This is a genomic window from Bacillus sp. AK128, from assembly GCF_053903075.1.
This window is the reverse complement of the sequence record NZ_CP096379.1, coordinates 2,093,965-2,105,646: the sequence shown is the minus strand read 5'-3', so window position 1 is coordinate 2,105,646 and position 11,682 is coordinate 2,093,965. Positions and strand designations below refer to the sequence as shown.

The following is an 11,682-nucleotide window of genomic DNA, read 5'->3' as shown; positions in this document are numbered from 1 at the left end:
AAGTTTTGACAATACGAGATCATCTAGGAGGGGAATTTTATGAAATTGGCTGAGGCATTAATTTTGCGTTCTGATTATCAAAAAAGGATTGAACAGTTGAAGAATCGACTAACTCAAAATATAAGGGTTCAAGAAGGAGACCTTCCTAATGAGGAGCCAAAACTTCTAATGAAAGAACTAACGGAGCTCCTAGAGAAGCTAAATCACTTAATCAAAAGTATAAATAGAACCAATTTACATACTAGTTATGATGAGAAACAATCTCTTGCTGATGCTTTGACAAGTAGAGATTTGCTTGGACAAGAGCGGAAGATATATAGTGACTTACTTGGACAAGCAACCATGAGACATGATCGCTATTCTAGATCTGAAATTAAGTATGTAACGACGATCAATGTGCAAGAAACTCAAAAGTATGTGGATGAACTAGCACAGCGCTATAGAAACCTTGACGTGAAATTACAAGAATTAAACTGGAAAACGGACTTATTAGAGAGCTAATCATTATTTCAAGTTGGTAGCGAAACATGAAAAGGCGAATACCGACCTAACAACGGGTTAAAGTTGTACTTGATGGCAAGGGTTTAGGGGTGACCCTGAGGTTCAACTCCTCACTTCACAATTTACACCCAGTACTGTAACAATAGTACAAATGACCAAACACAACTAACAACCGGGTATTGATTTTCGTTTCGTGAGGGTGGATAGGGGAAAAAAGTTTAACTTAAGGGCATTGATCTCAAGGGATTGATTCCCTTTTTATTATTTAAAAAATATCCTAAAACAAATTGCAAGTATTGGAAAATTTCATACTCAAGCCAACTCTTAATCTTTACAAATTCTAGTCAAATATTCTCCTCTTCACCATCTACATACAGGCATAAAACTACGCCTCGAAACAAATAGTAAGATGGGTAAAAGAAAGGAGGGATTAGGATGGCAAATTTAAATGAGCTTGAGCTTCAAAATCTTCGTCATCTAATTGGCGGCCATGAAACTTGTGCAACCAAATTAGATACATATGCCCAGCAATGTCAGGATCCACAAATTAAGCAAATGTTACAACAGCATGCGCAAAGTGCAAGACAAACAAAACAACAATTAATGTCATTTTTAGGATAGGAGGGTATAAACATGATGAAAGAAAAGGATATGGTATCTGATTACCTGTCAAATTTAAACTCAAGTCTAGCAAGTTATGCACAAGTGATTGCCCAGTGTGATAATAAGGAACTTCGTAATACAATTGAGCAAATTAGAAATTCAGATGAGCAAAAGCAATGGGAGGTTTATCAAGCTGCAGTCCAACGCAATTACTACACTCCCGCTTCTCAAGCAAGTCAACAAACTATACAGCAAGTAAAGCAACAATTCACACAAGGGAACCAAATGAATGCCATGAATCAGCAAATGAATCAAGGTATGACTAATCAAAATCAACTTCAATAAAGAGATCAACCTAACAGGTTCTCTTTTGAAATGCAAATAACTCAATTAATAGCATGGTGATTTTTTAATCATCATGCTTCTTCGCTTTAAAATAGGATTAGTAATAAATCAAAGTGGGAATAATTGGAATTTCAATAGCCGGAAAAACTCCGCTTATTTCTTTCGCTTGGGGTTAACCGCAACTAAAAAAGCCTCTCGCAATAAATGCGAGAAACTCAATTATGACTACTTATAGTGACTTCTTAAAAAATTCTAACGTTTTATTGATAATAATTTCCTGATCATGATCAAGTGTTGCAACATGGTAACTATCTTTCAAGTGATGGATTTCTTTAACTTCTGATCCAATTCGATCATAAATAAATTGAGCGTTATTTGGTGGAACCACATGGTCCTCTTCTGATACTAGTATGAGTGCCGGACACGTAATATCCGTTAGCTTTCCTTTTACCTCATTCATAAAGGTTAACAGCTCTTTTATAGATTGAACAGGTGTCTTTTCATAGGCAAGTTCAACGACTCCTGGCTTTTTAATATCAGAACCGATCGCATCCAAAAATCTAACTCCCTCTAACTGTAAAACGGGCTCCATTGTTGGAACATCGATCGCAGCATTTATCAGAACAATCGAACGAATCTCTGGGTACTTGGCTGCCATATGAAGGGTCAGCGTCCCTCCCATTGATAAACCAGTCATAAAGATCGTATCACATCGCTCTTTTAACCATTGATACCCCTCTTCTATTGAGTCAATCCAGTCTTGAAAAGTGGTTTGTTCCATATCTTCATAATGCGTACCATGTCCTTTTAGACGAGGTCCACAAACAGTATAGCCAGCTGCAGCATATGCTTCACCTAACGGACGCATACTTTGTGTGGAACCGGTAAAACCGTGAGACACTAAAATCCCAATGTTATTCCCTTCAAAATAAAATGGCTCTGCATCTTTTAAGATTGGATAGCGTTCAGACATGTTCATACCTCCCGTGCGGATATAATAAAGAGTTTTTATTTTTTTTACTTCTATCTACCTTGATTCTATTAAAACTAAGGATTATCTTACTCACTAAAGTTATATTCTTTTAAAATGGCTTCCAACTTAATAGCTTTTGTTAAATCACCATTTATCTTTAGCTTTCCTGTCATAAAGGCCATCGTCCCATTTAACTTTCCAGCCAAGAATTTTTGGAAACTATCATAAGACATGATTAACGTGCAATCAGCAGGTGTGGCTAACTCTTGAGTCACATTCGCCTTACCGTCTTGTAATTGTAGTTGAAAAGAACCTTCAACGTCTCCACTAAGATTAAATTGATAGATGGTATTTACACCTGAAATCGGGTTTGGATTTTGATTAACCTCTTTCTCAATCTTTTCCATTGTTTCAGTTAACGTTACTACCTCTTTACTCATTAAAATCATCTCCTTTTAATCTAGTAAACTTATTTCTCTTGAGGCATGAATTGAAATCGCTTACAAATAATACTGTAGTAATCAATATGTAAGTCATACTACTTTTCCACCTATGCCTAGGGTGCAAATGATATCTTGATTAAAACATACCATATGGTAAATCTTATTGAAAGAACTAGTTTAACAAACTTTACCACTTTTAAAAAAGGTGTTTCAAAGTAAATTACTGTTGAAACACCTTGGTTTTTATTATTTACTCGATCTATTCTCAACTTCTAGAAAATTCACGAAGTAATTCATAATCTGGAGAGGATTTTCTTTTACAAGTGTTATATATTTCTCCTTTACACGATCCGATACATGATCACTATTCTTGATTCGATCCACGATATAGTCTCTACTTCTTCTCTGTATCTCCACTTGCTGATGTTTTGCTTCTTTCGATAGAGCCATGCCAAGCGCTCCAAGGATTGCATAGATGACTAAAGAGGATGTTAATGATTCATCAAACCCCGTAACAAATAAAAGCACAAAAATATTAATGAGCGATACAGCGATTAAAGGAAAGGACCAAAAAACATAGCGGGAAGCTTTCTTTACAACTGGAGCGATTACTTCCTGTAATTTTTCGATCTCCTTCTTGGCGAAGTTTGGAACTTCCAACTTGAAAAAGTTCATATTACTTACCTCCTTACTAGTAACAAACAGTTCCATCAACCTATAAACGATTGAATAAGATCTTTTCCATTGATTTGGATATTTAGCATTGATTTATTTTCGCTTCCGATATTTTTAAATTGTTTGACTTCTTCATGTAGCCTCTCCATCTTCTTGTCTAGCTCGATAGCAGAAAGGGCCGCTTCTTTTAACTCATTAGTTAAGTTCTCCGGTATTTCTTTTCCAAATTTATAATAAATTTTATGTTCTAAACTTGCCCAAAAGTCCATCGCTTTCGTTCTAATCTGAATTTCGACATACGTGTTTTCCACTCTGTCTGACATAAAAACAGGAATCTTAATAATCAGGTGAAGACTCTGATAACCATTAGGTTTAGGGTTTTTAATATAATCTTTACACTGGATTACTTCTAGATCTTTTTGTCTTTGAAGCATCTCATACACTTTGTACACATCAGATATAAAGGAACAAGTAATTCGAACACCTGCTATATCTCTGATTTCTTCCTTAATAGACTCAATAGATAACTCACAGTTCTTTCTCTTTACCTTTTGAAAAATACTCTCTGGAGTTTTTACCCTAGAGCTTATACTTTCAATTGGATTATAATCATGAACATATTTAAACTCTTCATTTAATATATTCAGCTTTGTTGTAATTTCATCAATGGCAAATTTGTATGTCATGATAAACGTTAACAGTTCTTTTTTATCCATTCTCTTCTCGAATGGTTCTTCTAATCTTACACTTCCCAATTTTATTGAACTCCTTTAGTAGAAATGAATTTCTCTAGAAACCATTAACTCTTACTATTACTGACCGTATTTTCACTAAAGCTTAGTACTTTTCTGGGCCTTCTAATGATTTGAGCATTAATACCTTGTCCTTGCAGTTTTTCCACTATTTTTTTAAAATCAATCTTCCTCTTCTCAACATCCGCTTCCACTATTTCACTCCTTATGAAAACCTTTTTTAAGTAATTCAATTTGACTCATATATTTGTTTATTGCTTCTTCTTCAGATAAGTCTAGGACAAACGTGTGAACTAAATGATGAATCGTTACAGAGAGTAAAATCTCAATCATATGGTGTAAATCTTGCTCCGTCTCAATATTGAGATGATCTGTTTTGACTAATTTAACAGCACTTAAGAATTGATCTTTTTGATGTTGCTCATAAATGCTTCTTGCTAAGGTGTTTTCAATTTTATAATTCATATTTAAAAATACATTTTTAAAGAAGGCACTATTTTCTGGATTATGATGGTTCTTCACCATATATTGAAAGATTTCAATAATCGTTTCGAGTAAGTCGCCTTGCTTATGTTCAAGAATGGCCATCATTTTTTTATTCGTGCTCTGTGTAAATTCACTCAACAGGTAAAAATATAAATCCTCTTTATCATCAAAATACTGATAAAAACTTCCTCTTGGAATACCTGCACTTTTTATAATATTGGCAATCGATGCTTCATGAAGAGGGACTCGTGAGAATTCTATTTTTGCCGAATGTATTAACGTATCCTGTTTCTCTTTAGGTAAATGAAAAAACGTCTGTTTTGGCATAATCTCTCTCCAATCTAGATATGTGACATGGTGTCACAATAACTATATCTCCATCATAGGTGACACCGTGTCATGTGTCAACGTGAAGTGACATAGTGTCACATAAATGTCATATATATAACCTTCCCCATTCTGGTTCTGGGATAAACTAATTTATGATTAAAACAGGAAAAGCGCCCACCCTAGTAGATGAACGCCATGTCTAATGATTTAAATTTTCAAACTGGTGTAACCGCTCCTCATAAAATTGGAGAAAGAAGTCGCGAAATACCTTCTTTTAGCTTAATTAATAATGTTCTTTCTCGATATTGGTCAAGAGTAAGTTCTTTACTCAGCTCACTATCCTTTTGGAACAGTTCGTAAAGCTGGTTCGCTATTTTTTCATCATATACAATCGCGTTTACCTCAAAGTTCAAGCGAAAGCTACGGGCATCAATATTCATTGTCCCAACTGATGCAACTTCTTGATCAACTACAATGGTCTTAGCGTGTAAGAACCCGTTATCATACAATAATATTTTTGCCCCATAACTCAATAACTCTCCAGCATGGGCCCAAGTCGCCCAATATACGAAAGGATGATCTGGTTTATTCGGAATCATAATCCTTAGATCGACGCCAGATAATAAGGCAATTTTACAGGCATCCATGAAGGTTGAATCCGGAACGAAGTACGGAGACTGGATATAGATACTTTTCTTTGCAGTCAGGATTAGCTTGATATACATATTCTTTAGATGTTCTGTTTTCGAATTCGGACCACTTGAAACGATTTGTACGTAGCTATCGCCTGTATGCCTCTCGGTGTTAAAGGAAAATTCTTCATAGCTCAGTTTTTCGTGGTTTCCCGCTTGATGCCAGTCCAGTATAAATCGACCTTGTATATTATTAACCGCATCACCTTTTACTTTAAGATGAGTATCTCGCCAATACCCAAACTTTGGATCCATACCGAGATATTCATTTCCAACATTGAAACCACCAATATAGGCCGTTTCCCCGTCAATGATACAAAGCTTCCGGTGATTTCTATTATTAATACGGAAGTTGACGAGCCTTAGAATGGATGGAAAAAAAACCTCTACTTCTCCACCAGCTAAACGTAATTCCTGAAAGAACCTCGGAGAAATCCTTTTCGAACCTACTTCATCATAAAGAAGTCTTACCTTAATTCCTTCTTTGGCCTTTTTCGTTAACTCCTCTCTTAGCTTCCTCCCCAATGAATCTGGTTGAATGATGTAGTATTCGATATTAATCTCTTTCTTTGCGCCTTTGATATCGTCAAGCAAAGCACGGAATTTCTCTTTTCCATCATTAAAAATGACAATCTCATTATCATTTGAAAATAAAGCATTAGAGGAAGCTAAATTCATTCGTACTAAATCAGCATATTTATGTAATAAAGGAGATCTTTTTTCTTCATCATGCAAAGAAGAAAGCTGGTTGTCTGCAGCCAGTTGAAGAAACTCCCTCTCTTCAGATGAAAGCCGATAGAAGTTCTTCCGTTTTAACTGACGACCAAAAAAGATATAAACAATAAATCCTAGAATCGGGATAAAAAATAAGACCATCACCCAAGCCCAAGTATAACCAACATCTCTTCTTTCTAAAAACACAACCCCTGCAGCGAGAACAATATTTATAATCGTAATCATTGGAACAATCAGTGTGAATACGTTACTAGTTTCCATACATACCTCTCTGTCACTTAAGTCATTGACAATCCTAATTGTAGGATACAATTTTCAGTTCTAAAACTTAACAATAAAATTGTATCATGAACAAACCTTATCACTAAACACTGAAATAGTATCTTTCCACAGTCACTTTAAAATAGTACTCATTGTTCTAATAGCCTATTTTTGATATAATTAACCAAATTATTCTAAAAAAAGTAGGTAAACCATGTCCAAAAAAAGATTACAATATTGGCTCATTCAAATTCTGCTAATCGTATTAATTGTTTATGTTTCAACCAGGATCACTTTTTTATTTCAGCCAATCGGGATTTTTATTACCACATTGTTTTTCCCCATTTTGATTACAGGTTTTTTGTATTTTCTATTAAACCCTATAGTGAATCTAATCCAGCGGTTTAAGGTTCCTAGAATCATTGCCATCATTATTATTTATGTATTGTTTGTGGGAGTAATTGTTCTTCTATCTGTTAATCTTGTTCCAACAATTACGAAACAGTTTACATCACTAGCCAATGCTCTACCTGTTTATACAAACCAAGCATTTCAATATTTTGAGAGATTATCGCAATCTGCCCAGTTCCAATTATTTATGACTGAGCAACAAGATTTAATAGAGGATGCAAGATTAAGACTCGTTGGTTTTGCTAATGAGTTACCGACGCTCATTACTGGTAGCTTCCAAAATATTCTTAGTTTAGTAGCAAACATAGCGATTATTCTAGTTACGGTTCCTCTATTACTATTTTATATGTTCAAAGATGGACACAACTTCCCTATTGCGGTTTCCAAGTTTATACCGACCGAATATAGAAAAGAAGGACTTACCATCTTAAAGGAAACAGGAAGTACTCTTTCATCGTACATTCAAGGGCAGTTCACAGTAGGTCTTTTTGTAGGAATACTATCCTTTATAGGGTATCTCATTATTGATTTACCGTATGCACTTGTACTGGCAATTACGGTTTCGTTTACCAACATTATACCTTATGTAGGTCCACTAATTGGTGGTGCACCTGCTGTCATCGTAGGATTATTCGATTCTCCTACAAAAGCCTTTTTAGTTTTAATCGTTCTCGTGGTTGCCCAACAAGTCGAAGGAAATTTCCTTTCCCCGTTGATTCTTGGGAAAACACTCAATACTCATCCAGTAACAATTATTCTTCTATTACTTGCCGCTGGTAATATTGCTGGTGTGCTAGGGATGATTTTAGCTGTCCCAACCTATGCAGTAAGCAAGACGGTTATATTAAACTTAATCAAGTTTTTACGAGCCAGAAAATTGGCTATTTCACCAGATCCACCACCAACTGGTTAAATTTAAAACTCATCAGAAATGCCCCAAGCTAATTAGCCTGGGGCATTTCTCATTTTCAATGAACCTTATTTACTAAAGGAGTATACGGTACTGCACAGTTCCGTCCATTCCCCTTTGCAAGATAAAGGGCTTGATCTGCTAGTTGGATTAATTCTTGTATGGAATGGTTTTTTTGAGGATAGCCAGACGTGGCAATCCCAAAGCTAGAAGTAACAAAAATAGGTTGGTTATTGATTTTAATATACGAACTCTCAATATTAAGGCGAATTTTATTTGCTGTAATTAGAGCATCTTCTAATGAAGCGTCTGGGATACAAACGAGAAATTCTTCCCCACCGAATCGACCGAAAATACTCTTTTCATCTATAGAATTCTTAACGACATCTACTACATGACATAAAACCTTATCTCCGTTAGCATGTCCATATGTATCATTCACCCTCTTAAAATGATCGATATCAAACATTAAAATGGAAACCTTTGCTCCTCTATTTACATACTTCTCAGACTCTTGAATAAAAAATGAACGGTTATAAATGTTGGTTAAGCCATCTATACTTGCCGTTTTCTTTAATTTCGCCTCTAACAACACCCGATTGGTAACATTCATAAATGATATTATTTTTCCGATCTGCACACCCTTTTTATTTAAGACCGGGCTGAATTTCACTTCATGATAGTATGTTTGGCCATTTTGAGTTGATTGATAGTCAGACTCTATTTCCCTCGTAATTACATGAAGGACCTCTGGATTCCCATTTAAAACATCTTTAATAGGCTTGCCAATACTGATAGGTTTTAGTGTTGGTAAGACCTGTTGCATAGATGGATTATAATCGATTAAGACATTTTTCATATTAAGAACTAGAACACCTTCATTTATACTCTCAAAAACACGGTCTCTAGCAATCGGAGCGATATCAAACGTCTTAAATGAAAGCAAGGCGATACCATGAAAAACAAAGGAGACACACATCGATACCGGACCAACATCAATTCCATTCGGACTTAGGCCCATAATATAAAAAACACTTGAAATAATCGGAACAAGTACACCGAACATCAATAGAAGTAATTGAATTTTAAACTTGGAGGATACTGTCTTAAACTCCATTAATAATATAATGATACTTGCTGTCACTAATCCATATAAAAATAAAGAATGAATAAGGAACCCCGGCCCACCTTCAAGCTGTGCAATCGGGTACGCCGTATCGCTTCTTAATGAAGTAGATTTGTAGTATAAGTGGTGAAAATCATTGGTTAGTTGCAACGTAATGGTTAGCAATGGTACTCCGTAAAGAAACACAGTGACTAAACGGTTCGGCCTTTTCCCAACAAAATCCATACACATTAGAAAAATAAATACTGGAATAAACGGAAGTGCTAGATACTCCATTTTCACCCAGAACAGTATTTGTTCAAGATTCGTACTTAATAATTCTTGAGCATATGAAAAAGTGAAAAATGAAGCCATGAATGTAGCTAAAATATAGTATTTCCCACCTGGTGAATTCTTGATATTCACATAGGCATATATACATAATAATAGACTTAGGATACCACCTAATACGGTAGCGACTACGTAACCATATATTTCTTGATTCATGATTTATTTTACTCCATTACATTAGGAATTAGTTTCAACTAATTATATACTAGGCTATTAAATATTTACTAGTAAATTTGTCACATATTTTGTTGCCTTATACTCAGTCGATTGATTTCCACTCCAGGATGCTTCGCTTTCCGCGGGGCGGGCGGTGAGCCTCCTCGGCTTAAGCCTCCGGGGTCTCACCTGTCCCGCTGCTCCCGCAGGAGTCTCGCACCTTCCGTTCCAATCAATCGGGTTATTACTTTGTTATTTATACATTTAATACAACAACCTCTTAAAAAGAGAAAAAAAGCGATTAATCATCTACCCAACTTGTAGTAGAAACTAATCGCCTTTCAATTAATCTATAAGGTTAGTATTATTTCACGAGAAACGAACCACTCTCTTCATATATCAAACTTACATGGCTTTGGTCTCCTCATGATCTCCGATTGTTGATGCTTTACAAGTCACATAGTCTTCAGGGTTCACCTTAGCCACTAGCTTGCGGAACGAGAATGTATGCCCTGGCCATAAAGTGGAGTTCCGTCCAGTTTGATCAAGATACCAGCTGGCACACCCGCCGGCAGTCCATACGGTTCCTTCCATACTTTTATTCGTTTCTTCTACAAAGCTTTGCTGAGCCATTTGTTTGGGCTCAATGATATCGAGCTTGGTTTGTTTTAAGTATTCCATCGTTTTGATGATATGTTCAATTTGAGCCTCCATCATTAACACAACGGAAGAATGACCTAGACCTGTGTTCGGACCTTGAAGTAGGAACAAATTTGGAAAACCTGCAATGGTTGTTCCCATATAAGCCTTAGGGCTTCCCTTCCACTCTGTTGCAAGTGAATGCCCTCTCTTCCCATAAATATGATGTGCAAAAGGAAGATCGGTCACTTTGAACCCTGTACCATAAATAATCGTATCCACTTCTGTCCTATTTCCATTGCTGTCAATAATCCCATCTTCTGTAATCTCAGAAATACCATTCGTATTTACATGAACATTTGGTTGTGAAAGGGCCGGGTAGTACTTATTCGAAAGCAAAATTCTTTTACAGCCAATTGTATAGTCTGGTGTCAGCTTTTGACGTAGCACGGGATCTTCTATTGAATCATGCAAGTGTTGAAGAGCTATCTTTTTAGTTTGGTTCATCTTTTTCGGATCTTTAAAACCCAATACCATTAATTCACGCTGCAAATAGATTTTTAACCTAACTGCCTTTTGGAGAATCGGGAGCTTCTTGTATATACCTCTTTTTGTCGAACTGATTGGACCATCTAACCGAGGGAGCACCCATGCAGGCGTTCGCTGAAAAACATGTAAAGATTCTGCATCTGGCTGGATCTCCGGAATAAACTGAATCGCCGACGCTCCTGTCCCTATCACTGCCACCCGCTTTCCTTTCGAATTAAATCCTTTTGGCCAAGTAGCGGAATGGAAGGTTTCTCCTTTAAATGATTCGATTCCCTTTAGCTTTGGAATCATTGGGTCACTAAGTGCTCCAAAGGCACCGACAACGAAACGAGCACTAAACTCTCCTTTACTCGTATGAACCATCCATTCACCCTTCGTATGATTCCAATCCATCCTTTTTACCTCGTGCTGGAATTTCATTTGGTCCTCCAAGCCAAATTTACGGACGCAGTCCTTTAAATACGCATGAATTTCTTGTTGTGGAGAAAAGACACGTGTCCAGTTGGGATTAAGTGCAAACGAAAATGAGTAAAGATGTGATTCCACATCAACAGCACAGCCAGGATATTGGTTATCACGCCATACGCCACCTACATCATTTCCACGCTCTAATATAATAAAGTCGTCCAAACCCTCCTGTTTCAACCTAACTGCCGTCCCGATTCCACCAAAGCCAGTTCCGATTATAATGACGTTCGCTTTCTGTTTTTCCTTTTTCCCGTTAAATAGCTTTTCATCATTCATCTTTTTACCCCCTTTGTTGGT

The 11,682-nt window shown here is 36.3% G+C and carries 13 protein-coding genes; 4 read left to right on the top strand and 9 right to left on the bottom strand.

The features are described 5' to 3' along the window. Positions 1-39 precede the first annotated feature (39 nt). From M1D60_RS10465 to M1D60_RS10455, 3 genes are all read left to right on the top strand, one after another. A complete protein-coding gene (locus M1D60_RS10465) occupies positions 40-501 on the top strand; it encodes a DIP1984 family protein (RefSeq protein WP_456279096.1) in 462 nt (153 codons plus the stop codon). Positions 502-936: 435 nt separating this feature from the next. Then, complete coding sequence (locus M1D60_RS10460; protein ID WP_163180209.1) at positions 937-1,122, top strand: hypothetical protein; 186 nt, start codon at positions 937-939, stop codon at positions 1,120-1,122. A 12-nt stretch (positions 1,123-1,134) separates the two neighbouring features. Then, entirely contained in the window at positions 1,135-1,449 is a 315-nt protein-coding gene (locus tag M1D60_RS10455) for a spore coat protein (protein ID WP_456279095.1), read from the top strand. A gap of 229 nt (positions 1,450-1,678) precedes the next feature. Here the strand turns inward: M1D60_RS10455 and M1D60_RS10450 are convergent, their stop codons facing one another. The 7 genes from M1D60_RS10450 to cls all read right to left on the bottom strand — a co-directional run bounded on the left by M1D60_RS10450 (position 1,679) and on the right by cls (position 6,796). Then, positions 1,679-2,422 carry an alpha/beta hydrolase gene (locus tag M1D60_RS10450; protein WP_456279094.1) on the bottom strand — a complete coding sequence of 248 codons (744 nt, stop codon included), beginning with the start codon at positions 2,420-2,422 and terminating at the stop codon, positions 1,679-1,681. Between the two features lie 86 nt (positions 2,423-2,508). Continuing rightward, positions 2,509-2,862, bottom strand: coding sequence for an SCP2 sterol-binding domain-containing protein (locus M1D60_RS10445; RefSeq protein WP_456279093.1), 354 nt, complete (start codon positions 2,860-2,862; stop codon positions 2,509-2,511). A gap of 249 nt (positions 2,863-3,111) precedes the next feature. Beyond that, positions 3,112-3,540: a DUF5392 family protein gene (locus M1D60_RS10440; protein WP_456279092.1), complete on the bottom strand. Its 429-nt coding sequence runs from the start codon at positions 3,538-3,540 to the stop codon at positions 3,112-3,114. A 35-nt stretch (positions 3,541-3,575) separates the two neighbouring features. Further along, a complete protein-coding gene (locus M1D60_RS10435) occupies positions 3,576-4,256 on the bottom strand; it encodes a GTP pyrophosphokinase (protein ID WP_456279412.1) in 681 nt (226 codons plus the stop codon). 83 nt (positions 4,257-4,339) lie between these two features. After that, complete coding sequence (locus tag M1D60_RS10430) at positions 4,340-4,486, bottom strand: hypothetical protein (protein ID WP_456279091.1); 147 nt, start codon at positions 4,484-4,486, stop codon at positions 4,340-4,342. A 4-nt stretch (positions 4,487-4,490) separates the two neighbouring features. Then, positions 4,491-5,105 (bottom strand): TetR/AcrR family transcriptional regulator, encoded by a 615-nt coding sequence (locus M1D60_RS10425; RefSeq protein ID WP_456279090.1) that lies wholly within the window; start codon positions 5,103-5,105, stop codon positions 4,491-4,493. Positions 5,106-5,344: 239 nt separating this feature from the next. Next, positions 5,345-6,796, bottom strand: coding sequence for a cardiolipin synthase (gene cls / locus M1D60_RS10420; RefSeq protein WP_456279089.1), 1,452 nt, complete (start codon positions 6,794-6,796; stop codon positions 5,345-5,347). A gap of 214 nt (positions 6,797-7,010) precedes the next feature. Here cls and M1D60_RS10415 point away from each other — a divergent pair, with 214 nt between their 5' ends. Next, positions 7,011-8,120 carry an AI-2E family transporter gene (locus M1D60_RS10415; RefSeq protein ID WP_456279088.1) on the top strand — a complete coding sequence of 370 codons (1,110 nt, stop codon included), beginning with the start codon at positions 7,011-7,013 and terminating at the stop codon, positions 8,118-8,120. Between the two features lie 55 nt (positions 8,121-8,175). Here M1D60_RS10415 and M1D60_RS10410 read toward each other — a convergent pair whose 3' ends face one another. Further along, positions 8,176-9,729, bottom strand: coding sequence for a histidine kinase N-terminal 7TM domain-containing protein (locus M1D60_RS10410; RefSeq protein WP_456279087.1), 1,554 nt, complete (start codon positions 9,727-9,729; stop codon positions 8,176-8,178). 405 nt (positions 9,730-10,134) lie between these two features. Next, positions 10,135-11,661 carry a flavin-containing monooxygenase gene (locus tag M1D60_RS10405; RefSeq protein WP_456279086.1) on the bottom strand — a complete coding sequence of 509 codons (1,527 nt, stop codon included), beginning with the start codon at positions 11,659-11,661 and terminating at the stop codon, positions 10,135-10,137. Between the last annotated feature and the right edge of the window lie 21 nt (positions 11,662-11,682).

Bases quoted from the DNA above. Each gene is read 5' to 3' on its own strand.
- M1D60_RS10425 (WP_456279090.1), bottom strand. From the start codon at position 5,105: ATGCCAAAACAGACGTTTTTTCATTTACCTAAAGAGAAACAGGATACG.
- M1D60_RS10435 (WP_456279412.1), bottom strand. From the start codon at position 4,256: ATGGATAAAAAAGAACTGTTAACGTTTATCATGACATACAAATTTGCC.
- M1D60_RS10455 (WP_456279095.1), top strand. From the start codon at position 1,135: ATGATGAAAGAAAAGGATATGGTATCTGATTACCTGTCAAATTTAAAC.
- M1D60_RS10440 (WP_456279092.1), bottom strand. From the start codon at position 3,540: ATGAACTTTTTCAAGTTGGAAGTTCCAAACTTCGCCAAGAAGGAGATC.
- M1D60_RS10450 (WP_456279094.1), bottom strand. From the start codon at position 2,422: ATGTCTGAACGCTATCCAATCTTAAAAGATGCAGAGCCATTTTATTTT.
- cls (WP_456279089.1), bottom strand. From the start codon at position 6,796: ATGGAAACTAGTAACGTATTCACACTGATTGTTCCAATGATTACGATT.
- M1D60_RS10405 (WP_456279086.1), bottom strand. From the start codon at position 11,661: ATGAATGATGAAAAGCTATTTAACGGGAAAAAGGAAAAACAGAAAGCG.
- M1D60_RS10410 (WP_456279087.1), bottom strand. From the start codon at position 9,729: ATGAATCAAGAAATATATGGTTACGTAGTCGCTACCGTATTAGGTGGT.
- M1D60_RS10460 (WP_163180209.1), top strand. From the start codon at position 937: ATGGCAAATTTAAATGAGCTTGAGCTTCAAAATCTTCGTCATCTAATT.
- M1D60_RS10465 (WP_456279096.1), top strand. From the start codon at position 40: ATGAAATTGGCTGAGGCATTAATTTTGCGTTCTGATTATCAAAAAAGG.
- M1D60_RS10415 (WP_456279088.1), top strand. From the start codon at position 7,011: ATGTCCAAAAAAAGATTACAATATTGGCTCATTCAAATTCTGCTAATC.
- M1D60_RS10445 (WP_456279093.1), bottom strand. From the start codon at position 2,862: ATGAGTAAAGAGGTAGTAACGTTAACTGAAACAATGGAAAAGATTGAG.